This window comes from Paenibacillus zeirhizosphaerae (genome assembly GCF_030705605.1).
Taxonomy (GTDB): Bacteria; Bacillota; Bacilli; order Paenibacillales; family Paenibacillaceae; genus Paenibacillus; species Paenibacillus zeirhizosphaerae.
The window spans coordinates 99,242-115,594 of record NZ_JAPCKK010000017.1 but is presented as its reverse complement, the minus strand read 5'-3'; the positions used below and the strand labels follow the sequence as shown (position 1 = coordinate 115,594).

The following is a 16,353-nucleotide window of genomic DNA, read 5'->3' as shown; positions in this document are numbered from 1 at the left end:
CGGAAAAATATATAGTTCCATTTGCATAATATTTTTGCGCCTATTGGATTCTTATCTCAATTATACCTTAATATTCTGCAAAATGTCTGATTTTTCTCTGAAAAAATGTAATTTCTCCTGCTTAAAAAGGAGGACTCTATAAATCAAGGAATTAAACTTAGGAAAAACAGATCATGACCTTGAGACTATAAAAAAACAAAAACAGCCCGTCTCCAGCAGAACAACGGACTGCTTGTATGATTTTCATAACAGCAGCAAAAAAGCCGCAGTATATCTGCGGCCGGAATATTTTCAGCGCGAACCACCCTTCATCGCTTTGCTGGCTAATGTCTTAATGTCAGTGGCAGAGCTTAGCGTATTCCCGTTCTGGGTTAAACTATATTCAAGGGATTGGTAAAGTTGCTTATACGTCTTGGCGGCAGCTCCGCCTTTTGCGATCAGACTGTTCAGTGTGCCGCGATAGGACGTGCTGGCAGCCGGATATTGCTTCGTCCAGGTGTGATCCTGCCGGATTTCCGTATCTGTCAGCATATAATACGCGGTGCTCACTTCATTCGGGCGGTCCGGCGTCGGATCGTCCCAGGTGGTATCCATATGGTACCAATTCCCGTCCAGTTGCACCAAATTCCAGGCATGAAGCTGTCCGCCTGCTCTGCCTTCTATAATCTGATTGGTGATTCCCGCCTGCTTGAGCATTTTATACGCCAGCAGGGCGTAACCCTGACAAACTGTACTGCCTGTACTAAGTCCGTCATAGGCCGTGTATTTCTGCAGGGTTTCATCGTACTTCAGCCGTTTCACAATCCAGTCATGTATGACCTTAGCCTTTTCATGGTTGGTCATGCCTGGGGTTATCATTTGGGCAAGCGCCGTTTTTACCGCACTATCCACATAAGCTGTCTGCTCCTTGGTCTCCCGGTAGTTCAGTTTTACGGTTACATCAGCGGAGGTTACAGTCCCTTTATAACTGAACTCATAGCTCTTGATCGTATAGTTAATATAAGGGTCAATTTTCATGGCTTCATCAATTGCGGTCTGAAGCTTGCTTTTGAGCTCCTTCACATTGCCTGTGTACGTAAAAGATATCGCTTCGTCTCTGGTTAGCATCGCATCAGCCAGCTTTTGCCGGAGCTGATCAGCCGATACAGTAGGGGGCGTAGTGGATTCCGCAGCATACATGTGATTCCAATCCATAGCCTGCGGAACCATAATCGTGAGAAGAGAACCTGCAACCAGCAGCTTGGACACTTTGGAGCCAATGATCTTCTTCATGAGGAGCTCCTGCCTTTCTTAGCAATTTATGAACAAGGCTAGATAATCGATACAATTCGCTATCCGATTTCAATCTATCCTCCTCTGTACCTATAATAGAACAAAATTCCTACAGGAAATTACAACCATTTTACCATAAAAAAATTTAAGGCTATACAAATATCTTTCATTTTTTTACGAATTTTGCCGATTTTCTTCGAATAAGGCTGTCACAAAAGAATGAAGCGAAACATTTCAGTCCCAAGATTCAGACAAAAAAAGACTCCAGCACCACTGTCGAAGTGGAGCCGGAGTCTTCTGTTTTTCTATTTCTTAGTACCTATCTGTATTCGGACAATTGGTCATTTAAACTGCGTGTTGCATGATATACCTCACGATATAAGCTGAATAGGCCTTCGTACTGCCGAACAGCCTCCTCGCTCGGAATATACCGCTTGGCCGGCCGGATGAACACTTGCGCACAGGACTGGAGAGAATCAAACCACCCACATCCATATGCCGCCAGCATAGCAGCTCCCAATGCGGGTCCCTGTTCGCTTTCCAGCTTAATCACAGTGGCGTTAAATACATCCGCCTGCATTTGCAGCCAGAGCTCGCTGCGGGCTCCGCCGCCGATCGAGACGACTTCGGTTACCTCCTTGCCGGTGCTCCATAAAATATCGATGGATTCTCTCAACGAGAAAGTAATCCCCTCCAGCACAGCACGTGTAAAATGAGGCAGCTTATGGCTCGCGTCCATACCGATAAAGCTTCCGCGGATTTGCGAATCCGGATGAGGTGTACGCTCCCCTACGATATAAGGGGTAAAAAGCAGACCTCCGCTGCCGGGCCGGACACCCTCTGCTTGCGCCAGCAGTTCCTCGAACGGCTGGCCTGAAGCAAACGTCTCCCTGAACCATGTGAGGCTATAGCCCGCCGCCAGCGTAACCCCCATAATATAGTAGGCATCCTTCTCACCATGATTGAAAAAGTGCGCTCTGCCTTCGATGTCCAGGTTCTTGCGTTCCTCATAAGACAGCACGACACCGGACGTGCCAATGCTGCACATGGTCTGGCCCTCGCTCAGAATACCGGCACCGATTGCACCGCATGCGTTGTCCGCTCCACCTGCGTATATAGGCGTTCCTTCGGCAAGCCCTGTCCGTGCAGCCATTTCCGGCAGGAGACCTCCGGTCTGATCGAAGGATTCCACCAGCGGGGGACACAGCGATAGCGGCAGATCAAACGCTGCCGCTATCTCTTCGCTCCAGTTCTTTCCCGTCACGTCAAGCAGCAGCGTTCCCGCCGCGTCGGAATACTCTGATGCCAGCTCCCCCGTTAGCCTGTAGCGTACATAGTCCTTCGGCAGCATAAAATGTGCCGCCTGCTTCAGCAGTTCAGGCTCATGCTCCTGCACCCACAAAAGCTTGGGCAGCGTGAAGCCTTCCAGCGCGCGGTTACGAGCAATATCCAGCAGCTTTGGTCCAAGAGTAGCCTCGATTCTGCGACACTGCTCTGTCGTGCGGGTATCATTCCATAGTATAGCTCTTCTCAGCACCTGACCCATTGCATCTGTAAGCACAAGCCCATGCATCTGACCGGAAAAGCTGATTCCATCCACACGATCAGTCTGAATACCAGCCTCTGCAACCAGCTTGCGCAGCGAAGCTACGGTGCCCTCAACCCAATCCTCCGGGTCCTGCTCACTGTACCCCGGCTTGGGCTGATGCAGCGGATAAGACTCCGATGCTTCAAAAGCTACCTTTCCTTCACGGGTAACCAGTACCGTCTTCACTGCGCTGGTCCCCAGATCGACCCCAATCACATAACGCTCCATATTCACATCCCCTTACGGTTACTCGTATGAGACACACTTACCGCTGACGCCCCGCCAGCGGTAAGATTATGCTTTATCCAATCGACAAGCACAGGCTTTTATTCAGCCAAAATGTACTGGTTAAGCGTCGCCTTCAGCCATTCCTGGCGTCCGGATTCGTTTTTGCGTGGCGTATCGTTATTCAACGCATACTCTGCAAGAGAAGCGAGGGTAGCCTTACCCGCTACAATCTCCTGTCCGATGCCTTCTTTAAAGCTGCTGTAACGTTTGTCGATGAAATCCTCAAATACGCGGTCTTCGATCAACTTTGCCGCTACCTTGAGCCCCTTGGCATACGTGTCCATACCGGCAATATGCGCCAGGAACAGATCCTCCGGCTCAAAGGAGGCGCGTCTGACCTTCGCGTCAAAGTTCACGCCCCCTTTGCCAAGTCCGCCGTTTTGCAGCACTTCGTACATCGTAAGAGTGGCATCGTAAATATCGACCGGAAACTCATCCGTATCCCAACCAATCAGCATATCGCCTTGGTTCGCATCCAGCGATCCGAGCATGCCATTCATGCGGGCCACACGCAGCTCATGATTAAACGTATGCCCGGCCAGCGTTGCATGGTTCGCCTCCAGATTGAGCTTGAAGTGCTTATCCAAACCGTATTTCTGCAGGAAAGCGATCGTCGTGGCTGCATCGAAGTCATACTGGTGCTTCGTCGGCTCTTTGGGTTTCGGTTCGATCAGGAATTGGGCCTCAAAGCCGATTTCACGGGCATAGTCGATGGCCATTTGGAACATGCGCGCCAGGTTATCCTGCTCCAACTGCATGTCCGTATTGAGCAAAGTTTCATAGCCTTCACGGCCGCCCCAGAACACATAGTTTTCACCACCGAGGCGTTTGCCGATCTCCAGCCCTTTCTTGATTTGGGCAGCAGCATGTGCGTAGACATCGGCATTGCAGGTCGTCGCGGCTCCGTGCATATAACGCGGATTCGTAAACATATTGGCCGTATTCCAGAGCAGCTTTTTGCCCGTCGCTTTCATCTGTTCCTCAATCAGGTCCACAATCGTGTCCAGGTTCGCATAGAACTCCTTCAGACTGGAGCCTTCCGGAGCAATATCTACATCATGAAACGCAAAATAGGGAAGGTTCAGCTTATCCATCAGTTCGAAGGCCGCCTCCACACGCGCTTTGGCCAGATCCAGGCCATTAAGGTGATCCCATGCCCGGACAGCCGTATTCACACCGAACGGGTCAGATCCGCCAGCAGTTAATGTATGCCAATAAGCCATACTAAATTTAAAATGCTCCGCCATTGTTTTCCCGGCGACAACCTCATCCGGGTTATACCATTTGAACGCATACGGATTCGTAGAGTTGTTGCCTTCATAACTAATTTTTGAAACGCTTTCAAAGTAAGCCATTTGATTACGCCTCCCAGTATAATATTAGGTCCAATCCGATCTCATTTCTTTCGGAATTCGTTTACACCGCTATACTAACACAGTCCGCAGAACTTTGTCTATTGCCTAAACAAAGTATTTTTTTTAAGATAATACTCAGATGCGGAGCACGGCTCCAAAGACTACTCGACCGAGAATAGGAAGTGGGTTCCATGAACGTCACAGGTGATCAGGCGCTCGTCAAAAAGCTGAACAGATCGATTGTGCTCGATACAATCCGGCTCCATGCCCCGCTATCCCGCGCACAGGTGTCCACACGCACCGGCCTGAACAAAGCCACGGTATCCAATCTGGTCTCCGAATTAATGACTGACCAATTGGTCCGCGAAACGGGGCTAGGGGAATCAAGCGGAGGAAGAAAGCCGCTGATGCTGCTGTTTAACCGCACAGCCGGTTATGCCGTCGGATTGGAGTTAAGTGTCAGTTATGTAAAAGGAATTTTAACCGACCTGGGAGGTCACATCGTGGAGGAGCGGAGTTCTGCGCTGGAGGCTACGGATGTTGCGTTCGTGCTTGAGAGGATGCGAGATATGATCAGCCAGCTTATTCAGGCAGCCCCTCCCTCCCCTCATGGTATCGTCGGCATCGGCATTGGTGTGCCGGGGATGGTCGATGCCAAAGGCACCGTTCTGTTCGCTCCCAACCTTGGCTGGGACAACGCAGAGCTGCGACAGCCGCTTGAGAGTGAATTCGGCATGCCTGTTGCGCTGGACAATGAGGCGAATGCCGGTGCACTGGGCGAGCTCCATTACGGCATGACCGGCGATGACCAGGAAAGGCCACGCCATCTCGTCTATATCAGTGTGGGTTCAGGGATCGGATCCGGCATCATCATGGACGGCAAGCCGTACAAAGGCTCAAGGGGCTATGCGGGCGAGACCGGGCATATGTCCATCAACTGGGACGGACTTCACTGCTCCTGCGGCAGCCGGGGGTGCTGGGAGCTCTACGCTTCCGAACGAGCCTACGACCATGCGGCTTACCGCCTGCCATCCCACAGCACAACGCAGTTACTTGAGCTTGCCCGTCAAGGAGACGGAGCAGTCCACAGCTTGTATGAAGAAATCGGTACGTATCTCGGCATTGGCATTACCAATATCGTCAACAGCTTTAACCCGGAGCTTGTCATCATCGGAGGGCATCTGTCCGAAGCAAGGCGCTGGCTTGAGCCGTCGCTGCAAAGCAAGGTCGCGGAGCGCACGCTCCCGTACCACAGGAGAGAGCTCAATGTCCGTTTCTCGCAACTGGGCAGTCGCTCCACCCTGCTCGGCTCCGCCTATTCTGCGATCTCCGCTTATCTGGGGCATGTCCGTGTGTCTGTGTAACGAGTGTACAAGATAGGCTAACAGCCCCGAGCATCCGCAGCGGGGCTGTTAGCACAGGCCGGGTATAGCGCCACCTCCAGCAGAAAGATGACGATGCCGACATATATCAATTCAAACCTATCCCATGGCCCCAATATTCAATACTTTCGGCCATCGAAAGGCTAACCGTAAACGCCTGGACTGACAGCATGATGACTGTTTTCCTGAACCTCATCACTAACCACCTTTCCGCAAATATAGGCATACAGATACTGCAGCCGAACCGTAGCATAATTGCGGTATTGTTCAAATAAAGTCATACATTTAATTATATTGTCCTGCTGACTCATTTGAACTGAAAGATGGAAGCTGTCCAGAATTTTTTTGATTCCTTCCTCAAAACGCTCTTTTCTGAAATAATAAACGGCAAGATGTCTGTAATATGTAGCAAGTCGATCAACATTAAACTCTTCTTTGTATTGGTTCTCCCATTGGCCGGGGTCCGTGGTACTGTAGTAGTTAAGTTGGTCGGCGAAGAGACCCAGCTCTGCATCGATAAAGTAACCATACTTATTAGCAGATTCCAATAACGTGTTTACTCCCTCAAGAATCTCCTCAGGCTGCTCCAGCAGCAATTCCACGTAGGGTGCAACTGCCCGCTTACTTCCCATTTTAACGTCTACACACATCGTATTAGCCTTGGCGAACAGCCGGAAAAGCTCCACATAATGCTGCCCTGTCTCATCCAGATCACGGAACCAGCCCAGCTCCGCATACTCGGCAATAAACCGCTTGGATTCTTCATACTTTCCCGTAAATTCATAAGCACTGGCTTTGAGAAGGCGGCTTTTACCGTAATAAAACACCAGCGGGCGCCGAAGCGTATAGCTGTCCGTGTCCCAGTCACGTTGGCGCGTCCGGCATAGTCCGTCGGTCAGTTCACGCAGCTCATCCGCATAAAACTCCACCTTATCCCATTGCTTTTTGACCGCAAAAAATTCAGCAAGCATATGCAGCCCGTCAAGACTCAAGGCCTCAGGGAGACGCCAGCGATATGAATGAAAACGCAGTGCAGCTTCTAGATTCCTGCGCTCATCCTTTTCGTGGATTTGAAAAAGACGGAGATGACTGATAGCAAGCCGTTCGGAATGACTGTACTTTTCGCTCTCAATTACACGTTCGTATAGAAGCAAAGCCGCTTCATGCCAGTTCTCTTCGTACATGATTTCTGCCGTATCGAAAATGTCAGGGATATGCGATAAATTATCCGCCAGGCGATCCAACACCTTGTTGATACAGATAAGCTTCTTTAACTGCGCACAGCGAAGCAAAAACGGACGAAGACGCCTCCAGTGGGCGGCCGTCTCGCGGAAGCATTCATCCGCGTACATTTCATACAGGGCTCCCTCAGGCAAGCCCATCCCTGCGGTGATGAGATCAAGCTGGCCAGGCGAAATCAGTCTCGGAGGATTCCCGTTAATGATGCCGCTGAGCGTCCCTCTGTTAACACCGGATGCATCTGCAAAGCTCTGAAGTGTCTGTCTTTCACGTCTAATATGCTCTTCAAGTTGTGTACGAATCGTGGTGTTATGCTCCAAGTTAACACCCCCTGTAGGCTGAACAATCGCTATCGATGACACCCCTAATTTGCAAACCATAATTGAATATACCAAGAGTATATGTTTAATTTTTACAGTGGTCAATCGATTTGCCTCAAATAAACCAAAAGAAGCCACTACCTTATTTAAGGCATTGGCTTCTATTATTTATCTGATGGATACCTTTTACAGGAGCTTATTTATTCAAAACTTTGGCAAATTGTGTTTTGTTCATGCCCGAAATACGTGCATCACCAATCAGTGTCAGCGGAACTGCGCGGACGCCCATATCCCATACTTCCTGCGCATAGGCATCATTCGTTTCAATGTTGCGCTCTTCGAATTCTATCCCCTGTTCTGTCAGGTAGCTTTTCACCTGTTTGCAATGCGGGCAATTTGTAGATGTATACACGATCGCTTTTTCCATGTTCAATCACCTCAATTAGATTATATACAGCGTACACTTACTATTTTACAGCGCAACCGAGCTGTGTTCCAGACTTTCGATGAACTTTTCCGCATCCATCGCGGCCATACATCCGCTGCCTGCAGCCGTAATAGCCTGTTTGTAACGTGTATCCTGTACATCTCCACAGGCAAAAATACCAGCGATATTGGTCTCGGAGGTGCCCGGAGTCGTTACGATGTAACCATTCGCATCCGTTGTGATCTGTCCGTTCAAGAAGCCTGTATTCGGGTGATGCCCGATGGCGACAAACACACCGCTCGCTTCGATCAGCTCTTCTTCGCCAGTTGCGTTGTTTCGCACTTTCAGCCCGGTAACTCCTTGTTCGGAAGCAACCACTTCCAGCGGAGTACGGTCCAGAGCCCATTCAATTTTTTCATTTCCGCGAGCACGATCCTGCATAATCTTGGAGGCACGAAGCTCCTCACGGCGGTGTACCAGGGTCACCTTCGAAGCAAAGCGGGTCAGGAAGTTCGCTTCTTCGAGAGCCGAGTCTCCACCTCCAACCACAATGATCTCCTTATTGCGGAAGAAGAAACCGTCACATGTAGCACAAGTGCTCACGCCCCGTCCAACGTTATCCTGCTCTCCCGGAATCCCCAGGTATTTAGCCGTAGCGCCTGTAGAAATGATCAGCGTTTCGGTAACAAGCTCACCGATTCCATCCACCTCAAGCTTAAATGGGCGGCTGCTGGTATCTACGCTGTTGACCCAGCCAGTCCGAAATTCCGCGCCGAAGCGTTCAGCTTGCTTGCGCATATTATCCATCAGTTCAGGTCCCATGATTCCTTCAGCAAAGCCAGGAAAGTTCTCAACTTCGGTTGTTGTTGTAAGCTGACCTCCAGGCTGTGGACCTTCGATGATAAGCGGGCTCATATTGGCTCTTGCCAGATAGATGGCCGCTGTAAGTCCGGCAGGACCGGTTCCGACAATAATGGATTTATACATAATATTCAACCTCCAGGATTCAACTATCGTTTCTGATGCAGGATAAGAGTTGCTTTTTTGGCATTCATACAAAATAATGAGATCAGGCTTGGCATCAACTGTCCAGACAAAGGCATACATTTAAAAAAAGTCGGAATATCCGCCGCCTCAAGCTTGATCTTAAGCGCTAAACCCTGCGGAACACATACACTTATAATGATTCTAAATTAATTTCATTATGCTGTACTGCCTGAAAAGAGTCAAATGAAGTTTTCATGAATGAAGGCTGTTCACAAGTGGAGGAATTAACGGCAATGAACGACGTATTGATCGGCAGTTTTATTTCTGCTATGTCTACCGGAATCGGCGCTATGCCGATTCTATTTATGAGAAAAAATGTAACCCACCGACTTCGCGATATCCTGCTTGCGTACGCAGCCGGCATCATGACCTCGGCCTCCATGTATAATCTGATCCCCGAAGCGTTGGGCCAATCCAACCTCTTTGTGCTGACTGCCGGGCTGCTGCTGGGCGCGCTCGTACTGCTTGTGCTGGAAATGAACATCCCTCATATTGACTTGGAGAATTCCGATCAAAGCCCGCTTTTCCCCATCGAGGCCAGAGCATTTCTGATTGTTACGGCGATTACGCTACACAATCTGCCCGAGGGGTTATCGGTAGGGGTCAGCTACGCAAGCGAAGACCAGAGCCTGGGCAATCTGATTGCTTTCTCCATCGGTTTGCAAAATGCTCCTGAAGGATTCCTCGTTGCCCTGTTTCTTGTCAACCAGAATATAGGACGCCTCAAGGCGCTTGGCATTGCGACACTGACAGGAGCGGTCGAAATCGTCACCAGCTTGCTCGGATTCTACCTGAGCTCCTTTGTTTCCGGACTAGTGCCTTACGGACTAGCCTTTGCCGCAGGTGCGATGATGTTCATCGTCTACAAGGAATTGATTCCCGAAAGCCACGGGGACGGCAATCAGCGTACAGCAACCTTATCCTTTTTGCTCGGCCTGCTTACCATGATCGGTTTGACAGAATCGTTTTAGTTCACTAAAAAAGGAGCGGCTCTGCCATCTGACTGAACAGTTTGGCGGAGACGCTCCTTTTGCGCTGCAAGCAGCCGTGATCATCGGTTGTGTTCACGCGGAAATTCAGGAGCGAAGCAGACGCAGCCCGTTCAGGATTACAAGCAGTGTGCTGCCTTCATGCCCTACAACCCCGAGTGGGAGCGCAATGTTCTCCAGAAAGTTTCCCGCGATCAGCAGCAAAATAACGGTAATCGCAAAGATCATGTTCTGCTTGATAATTCGTTGAGTCCTACGGGCCAACGCAATCGTTGGCGCGATTTCTTCGATACTGTCATTCATGAGAACCACATCGGCCACCTCAAGCGCCGCGCCGCTTCCGTTCATTCCCATACCCAAGCCTACCGTTGCCGCACCAAGAGCTGGTGCGTCATTCACCCCGTCTCCGATCATGACGACATGCCCGTAACGCTCACGCAAATCTCTGACATGATTGACCTTGTCTTCGGGGGTAAGTCCCGCGTACACCTGGTCTACCCCAGCTTTGGCTGCAATCACCGATGCCGTTTCACGCCGGTCCCCTGTCAGCATGACCACCTTGATTCCCATACTACGCAGACGCTGCACCGCTTCGGGCGCCTGCGGACGCAACTCATCACGCATAGCAAGCAGGCCTGCCACCTGTCCTTCCTGCAAAATGACGGATACCGTCTTTCCTTCCTTCTCGAATTGATTGCGCAGTTCTCTCCATTGTGCAGCAGTCTCCTCACGGTCAAGGATGTCGGTCCGTCCGATTTTCCAACGTACTCCATCGACTTCTCCTTCCATGCCCCAGCCCGTCAGCGATTGCACATTTGATGCCTCCGGTAGGACAAGCCCCCGTTCAGCCGCTTTGCTCACTACCGCCCTTGCCAGCGGGTGCATGGAGAACCCTTCAATAGCAGCAACCGCTGAAAGCATCTCATCCGCATCAATGCCCTCGGCAGTCACCCAGTCTGTGATCAGCGGAGAACCTACGGTCAGCGTACCGGTCTTGTCGAATGCCACCACGGATGCCAAAGCCATATTTTCAACATGCGCTCCGCCCTTAAATAGAATCCCTTTGCGTGCTCTGTTAGAAATCGTTGACAGTACCGCCGGCATGATGGAGGACACCAAAGCACAGGGAGACGCTACGACCAGAAATACCATCGCTTTATAGAAAGCTTGCTCCCAGCCCCACCCCAGCAGCAGCGGAGCGCCAGCGATAAGCAGAAGGGTAACGACTACCACAATCCGTGCATACATCGATTCGAAGCGTTTGATAAAACGCTGTGAGTCCGGGACAACCGTCTGCGCTTCCTCAACAAGTCTGATCATTTTAGCGAAGAGCGTTTCCTCGGTATTTTTCGTTACCTCAACGTACAGCACACCTTCTCCATTCAAAGTACCCGCGTAGACTTCATCTCCTGCCGTTTTGTCCACAGGCACCGACTCCCCCGTAATGGAAGCCTGATTGACTGCAGAGTACCCCCTGGTAACGCACCCGTCAGCAGGAATCAATTCTCCCGGCTTGACGATCAGCAGATCGCCCGGAACTAACTCCTCTATGTTCACTTTTTCCATATGAGTACCGTTAAGGCGAAGGGCTGTCTCGGGTTTTAACGCCATCAGCTCCGAGATATCCTTGCTGCTGCGCTCATTCGTATAGCTCTCCAGCGCGCCGCTAAGCGCAAATATGAAGATCAGCATGGCTCCTTCATTCCAGTAACCGATTGCGGCGGCTCCGAGCGACGCTGCAATCATAAGCAGATTGACGTCCAGATCACGCTCTTTCACCAGTGTCTCCATGCCTTCCCGCGCCTTGGTCCACCCGCCCAGCGTATAGGACAGAACATACAGCACGATAGACAACCATTCTGACCAATGGGATACTCCCCAAGCTGTCAGCATCAGAATACCGCTTCCCGCCGCAGTTTGTATCTCTTTATTTTTAAGCATGCTGCCTAGCGGAAACCGGCGTTTGCGACTCGGCCCCTGGTTGCCTGTTTTCGGCTTTAGTGCTGTGGCAGATTGGGGAAAAGCATTGTTGATTGCCTGCATTTTCATCACGTCCCTTTTCTAATTGAGAATGAAATCCATTGTTAATGCCCTAAAAATGACACATGCTGCTTCACCATATAGGCGAAGCAGCATGTATCAATGAGAATGATAATCATTTTTGCAATAATACAATTCTTTTGCGTTAACACAACTTTATTTATATTATATCTTCTTCATCCGGAATATGTAAATATGCAGAATGAAAAATCAGCATTTATCTATAAAAAAAGGAACCTGCCCGGGGCAGATTCCTTCATTAAATCATTTATCATGATTCTGACGCAGTATCTTCTGTGCATCTCTAAGTTTAAACAGTGCCGCCTCGGAGGGAGGACAGACAATCCCCGTAACGCCAGCCTGAAAAACGGACTCCATATGATCTTCCATATGGCTGAAAATGACCCATACCTCCATCTCTGGCCTGATGCTGCGTACAGATGTTATTATATCTTCGAGCTCAAGCAAATATTTTATAACATGATCCGGAAAGCTTTGTGTGTAATCAATAAAGAGCAAATCGGTATGATACGCGAGCTCGCCTGCAGCAGCAGATGACGCCCTGTCAGCAGACAGCAGCGCGCCGACGCGGTAAGGCACACTGCGGAAATAAGCCCAAAGCGTCTGCTCGGCCACCGTATCTATCCATTCGCGCAGCATTCTAAACCCCGCCGCTTCTGCCGGATTCGTGATCACAATCTCGGTCCTCGGCTCCCATCCGTTCTCCATTGCCGTAAGCGCCGCACGCATGACAGCTTCCAACTGATGATCAAGAAAAGCATCCTTATAGGGAGATGCGCTTGACTCAAAAGCCAGAGCCACGGTCACCGGTTGCCCTTTCATATACTCAAACCAATACTCATACATGTGCTCAAGCCTGCTGATGATCCGCCCAGACAACAAACGCTGCTCCTCCGGGTCATTGGCCGACGTATAAGCCTCAAGCACACCGGCTATCTTTTCTTCCTGTCGCAGCTCCCCATTGAAGAGACAAAGCCCGTCAGCCCTACTCCTCTGCAAAAGCATCCTGCTTTTCCAATTGGCATTCAACCGGAGCCGCCGCTCTCGAAATTCGTCACACCAACCCAACAGTGTGTCCAACGCTGTATTTTCATGAGACGCTTGAAATAAGATTTTGCCTGCATGCTGCCGGACCACATCCTCCAGGAAATACTGGAGCAATGCGTCCGTTTTGCTTATGACGCCTCTCTGGGCAAGCTCCACCAGCAAGGGCACAGATTCACTGCTTATTGCCATCTCTCCCTTACCCAAATCGTATTCCATGGACACACCTTCCTTTCGATCCGGCTCACTAATAAAGAGAGTTATAGGTAAGCGCTTACTAATATATGAAGCGGCCTTTCTCCTATAGCGTATTAAGCTTTCGATTCATTTATACTCCCGTATCCGCTCCGGTGATTTCCATATAAAAAAAGGGGCACCCCTCAGCAGAATCGCTTTGGGGTGCCCCTTTAGGAATGCATAAAAACCTTAATGAGCTACCGCATTGTAAGTCATGATCCAGATCGATCCGCCCACAATCGTCAAGAGAATGACAATGCCCAGAATCAAGGTCATCACATTCCAGCGTGGTCCTTTTCCCTCACGGATATGCATGAAGAAGAAGAGCTGTACGACAAATTGCAGGACGGCGGTAATCAGAATAATAACCATGGTTCCGGTCCGGCCCATCATATCATTTAAAACAACAACCAGCGGAATGATGGTCAGAACGATGGACAGAATAAATCCGATAACGTAGGATTTCACGGAGCCGTGGTCTTCATGCCCATGAGATTCGGCGCCAGTGTGGTGCTGTGCCATCTACATCACCCCCATCAGATACACAATCGAAAGTACGAAAATCCATACGGCATCCAAAAAGTGCCAATACAAGCTGATCGCGGAGATTTTGCCTCTTGTTACATCGGTAATGCCCCGCTGCTTCAACTGAATCATAAGGCCAATCATCCAGCAGATCCCCACGGTAACGTGCAGACCGTGCGTACCTACCAGGGTAAAGAATGCAGACAGATAAGCGCTGGTCATGAAGGTTGCCCCTTCATGAACCATTTCAACAAACTCGTAAATTTCAAGCCCCAGGAAGCCAAGGCCGAGCAATACTGTGACAACCAGCCAAGCGAGAAGCTGCTTCAGGTTGCCTTTATTCATGGCCAGTACGGCCAGACCGCTCGTGAAACTGCTCGTGAGCAGGAGGAATGTTTCGAGAATGACACCTGTCATATTAAATAGTTCCGGTCCCGGTCCTCCGGCCGTATTATTCCGCAGCACGGCGAACGTAGCGAACAGCGTACTGAACAAAATAACGTCGGTAACCAGGAAAATCCAGAAGCCGAGCATTTTCAGTTCCTGAGGATCGTGATGCCCATGGTCATGGCCGTGGCCATGATGTGATGTTGCTTGCGCCATTATACCGACCCTCCTCTTATAGCCGCTTCAGTGCGTTTAACTTCATCCACAGGGATGTAGTAATCCGCGTCGTACGAGTAGAAGGAGCGGGCGATCATACAAGCCGCAACACCGAGCAAGCCTGGAATGATAAAGATCAACCAGCCGAATACGAAGCCGAAGCCCGCAACAAACCAGCATACCGACATAATGAACGGAATGGCCGAGTTTTTCGGCATATGGATCGGTTCAATTGGCTGTTCTTCCTTGTAAATTCCCTGTTTGCGGCGTTCCTTCTCTTCCCACCAGTCGTCGCGGTCTGTAACCTGCGGAATGGTAGCAAAGTTATACTCAGGTGCAGGGGATGGGATGGACCATTCCAGCGTCCGTGCATCCCAAGGATCGCCAGATGCCTTCAGCTTGCGGTAATTCTTGATGCCAACGCCGATTTGCGCAACCTGGAAGAGGAAAGCAATCCCCATCAAGAACGCACCGATCGTGGACACAAAGTTGAGCGGGGCCCAGCCTGTATCCCAGCCGTACGTGCTGATCCGGCGGGTCATGCCCATCAGACCCAGCGAATATTGCGGCAGGAAGCAGACATAGAAGCCGATATTCCAGAACCAGAACGCCCATTTGCCCAGATTTTCAGGCAAAGTGAAGCCGAACATTTTAGGCCACCAGTAATACAGGCCTGCAAAATAACCGAACACAACACCGCCGATCAGAGCGGAGTGGAAGTGAGCGATCAGGAAGTAGCTGTTATGGAACTGGAAGTCTGCTGGTGCCACAGCGAGCATAACCCCTGTCAGACCTGCGATCAGGAAGTTCGGGATGAACGCGATCGCCCACATCATTGGTGTCGGGAAGCTCAGCTTACCGCGGTACATCGTAAACAGCCAGTTAAATACTTTAACTCCTGTCGGAATCGCGATCGCCATCGTGCTTATCGCAAAGAAGGCGTTCACATCCGCGCCCGAGCCCATTGTGAAGAAGTGGTGAGCCCAAGTGAAGAAGGACAGCACGCTGATGATCAGCATCGCGAACACCATCGATTTGTAACCGAAAAGTCTCTTTTTCGCAAACGTACTGATAACGTCCGAATAAATACCGAAAGCAGGAAGCACCACGATATAAACCTCAGGGTGACCCCACATCCAGATCAAGTTGATATACATCATCGGGTTACCGCCCAGATCAAGCGTGAAGAAATGCCCGCCGCCGAAACGGTCCAGGAACAGTAAGGCAAGCGTAACCGTCAGAATAGGGAATGCAAAAATGATAATGACACAAGATGCGAAAACCGACCATGTGAACATCGGCATTTTCATCCAGGTCATGCCTGGAGCACGCATTTTGATAATCGTCACAATAAAGTTGATCCCTGTTGCCAGGGAACCGATACCCGAGATCTGAATACCCCAGATATAGAAGTTCTGTCCCACGCCCGGACTATGCGACAGCTCCGACAGAGGCGGATAGCTCAGCCAGCCCGCATCCGGCGAACCGCCGATGATGAAGGACAGGTTGAACAGCATGGCGCCCATAAAGAACAGCCAGAAGCTGAGGGCGTTCAGAAATGGAAAAGCAACGTCGCGTGCCCCGATTTGCAGAGGAACCGCGATATTGAAAAGACCAAACATCAACGGCATCGCCATGAAGAGGATCATGATCGTACCATGTGTCGTAAATACCTGGTTATAATGCTCGGGGTGCAGGAAGTGAATATCAGGAAGCGCGATTTGAGCACGCATCATGAGGGCATCCACACCGCCGCGGAACAGCATCAGAATCGATGCCAGGATGTACATTATACCGACTTTCTTATGGTCAACCGTTGTTAACCAGTTTTTCCAGAGCCAGCCCCATTTTTTAAAGTAAGTAAGCACGAATAAAATCGCAATTGTGGCAAGTGCGATTGATACCATCGCCCCGTAAATCAGAGGATCGCCGGTAACGAAAAAGAATTGTGCAAACTCGATCAGTCTATCAAGCAT

At 50.2% G+C, this 16,353-nt stretch carries 13 protein-coding genes; 2 read left to right on the top strand and 11 right to left on the bottom strand.

Translation table 11 applies throughout. The annotated features are described in order from the left end of the window. Nucleotides 1-291: 291 nt before the first annotated feature. The 3 genes from OIN60_RS14890 to xylA all read right to left on the bottom strand — a co-directional run bounded on the left by OIN60_RS14890 (nucleotide 292) and on the right by xylA (nucleotide 4,503). Nucleotides 292-1,272, bottom strand: a complete 981-nt coding sequence (locus OIN60_RS14890) for a transglutaminase domain-containing protein (RefSeq protein WP_305755664.1) — start codon at nucleotides 1,270-1,272, stop codon at nucleotides 292-294. A gap of 319 nt (nucleotides 1,273-1,591) precedes the next feature. Next, the gene (gene xylB / locus OIN60_RS14885) at nucleotides 1,592-3,088 is read right to left on the bottom strand and encodes a xylulokinase (protein WP_305755663.1); all 1,497 of its coding nucleotides are present in this window, start codon (nucleotides 3,086-3,088) and stop codon (nucleotides 1,592-1,594) included. Between the two features lie 98 nt (nucleotides 3,089-3,186). Further along, complete coding sequence (xylA, locus tag OIN60_RS14880) at nucleotides 3,187-4,503, bottom strand: xylose isomerase (RefSeq protein WP_305755662.1); 1,317 nt, start codon at nucleotides 4,501-4,503, stop codon at nucleotides 3,187-3,189. Between the two features lie 191 nt (nucleotides 4,504-4,694). Here xylA and OIN60_RS14875 point away from each other — a divergent pair, with 191 nt between their 5' ends. Then, complete coding sequence (locus OIN60_RS14875; RefSeq protein WP_305755661.1) at nucleotides 4,695-5,867, top strand: ROK family transcriptional regulator; 1,173 nt, start codon at nucleotides 4,695-4,697, stop codon at nucleotides 5,865-5,867. A gap of 161 nt (nucleotides 5,868-6,028) precedes the next feature. Here OIN60_RS14875 and OIN60_RS14870 read toward each other — a convergent pair whose 3' ends face one another. The 3 genes from OIN60_RS14870 to trxB form a co-directional block, all read right to left on the bottom strand. After that, nucleotides 6,029-7,444 (bottom strand): DNA-binding protein, encoded by a 1,416-nt coding sequence (locus OIN60_RS14870; protein ID WP_305755660.1) that lies wholly within the window; start codon nucleotides 7,442-7,444, stop codon nucleotides 6,029-6,031. Between the two features lie 196 nt (nucleotides 7,445-7,640). Beyond that, nucleotides 7,641-7,871 carry a glutaredoxin family protein gene (locus OIN60_RS14865; RefSeq protein ID WP_305755659.1) on the bottom strand — a complete coding sequence of 77 codons (231 nt, stop codon included), beginning with the start codon at nucleotides 7,869-7,871 and terminating at the stop codon, nucleotides 7,641-7,643. A gap of 45 nt (nucleotides 7,872-7,916) precedes the next feature. Continuing rightward, nucleotides 7,917-8,858, bottom strand: a complete 942-nt coding sequence (gene trxB, locus OIN60_RS14860) for a thioredoxin-disulfide reductase (RefSeq protein ID WP_305755658.1) — start codon at nucleotides 8,856-8,858, stop codon at nucleotides 7,917-7,919. 293 nt (nucleotides 8,859-9,151) lie between these two features. Between trxB and OIN60_RS14855 the strand changes: the two genes are divergently transcribed. Further along, nucleotides 9,152-9,889 (top strand): ZIP family metal transporter, encoded by a 738-nt coding sequence (locus OIN60_RS14855; protein ID WP_305755657.1) that lies wholly within the window; start codon nucleotides 9,152-9,154, stop codon nucleotides 9,887-9,889. Nucleotides 9,890-9,994: 105 nt separating this feature from the next. On the opposite strand, the gene OIN60_RS14850 is transcribed toward OIN60_RS14855, so the two are convergent. The 5 genes from OIN60_RS14850 to OIN60_RS14830 form a co-directional block, all read right to left on the bottom strand. Continuing rightward, entirely contained in the window at nucleotides 9,995-11,950 is a 1,956-nt protein-coding gene (locus OIN60_RS14850) for a heavy metal translocating P-type ATPase (protein WP_305755725.1), read from the bottom strand. Nucleotides 11,951-12,211: 261 nt separating this feature from the next. Beyond that, complete coding sequence (locus OIN60_RS14845) at nucleotides 12,212-13,231, bottom strand: hypothetical protein (protein WP_305755656.1); 1,020 nt, start codon at nucleotides 13,229-13,231, stop codon at nucleotides 12,212-12,214. Nucleotides 13,232-13,438: 207 nt separating this feature from the next. Further along, nucleotides 13,439-13,771, bottom strand: a complete 333-nt coding sequence (gene cyoD / locus OIN60_RS14840; RefSeq protein WP_305755655.1) for a cytochrome o ubiquinol oxidase subunit IV — start codon at nucleotides 13,769-13,771, stop codon at nucleotides 13,439-13,441. Then, complete coding sequence (gene cyoC / locus OIN60_RS14835; RefSeq protein ID WP_305755654.1) at nucleotides 13,772-14,377, bottom strand: cytochrome o ubiquinol oxidase subunit III; 606 nt, start codon at nucleotides 14,375-14,377, stop codon at nucleotides 13,772-13,774. Further along, entirely contained in the window at nucleotides 14,377-16,353 is a 1,977-nt protein-coding gene (locus tag OIN60_RS14830) for a cbb3-type cytochrome c oxidase subunit I (RefSeq protein WP_305755653.1), read from the bottom strand. Before OIN60_RS14830 ends, cyoC begins: the two co-directional genes overlap by 1 nt.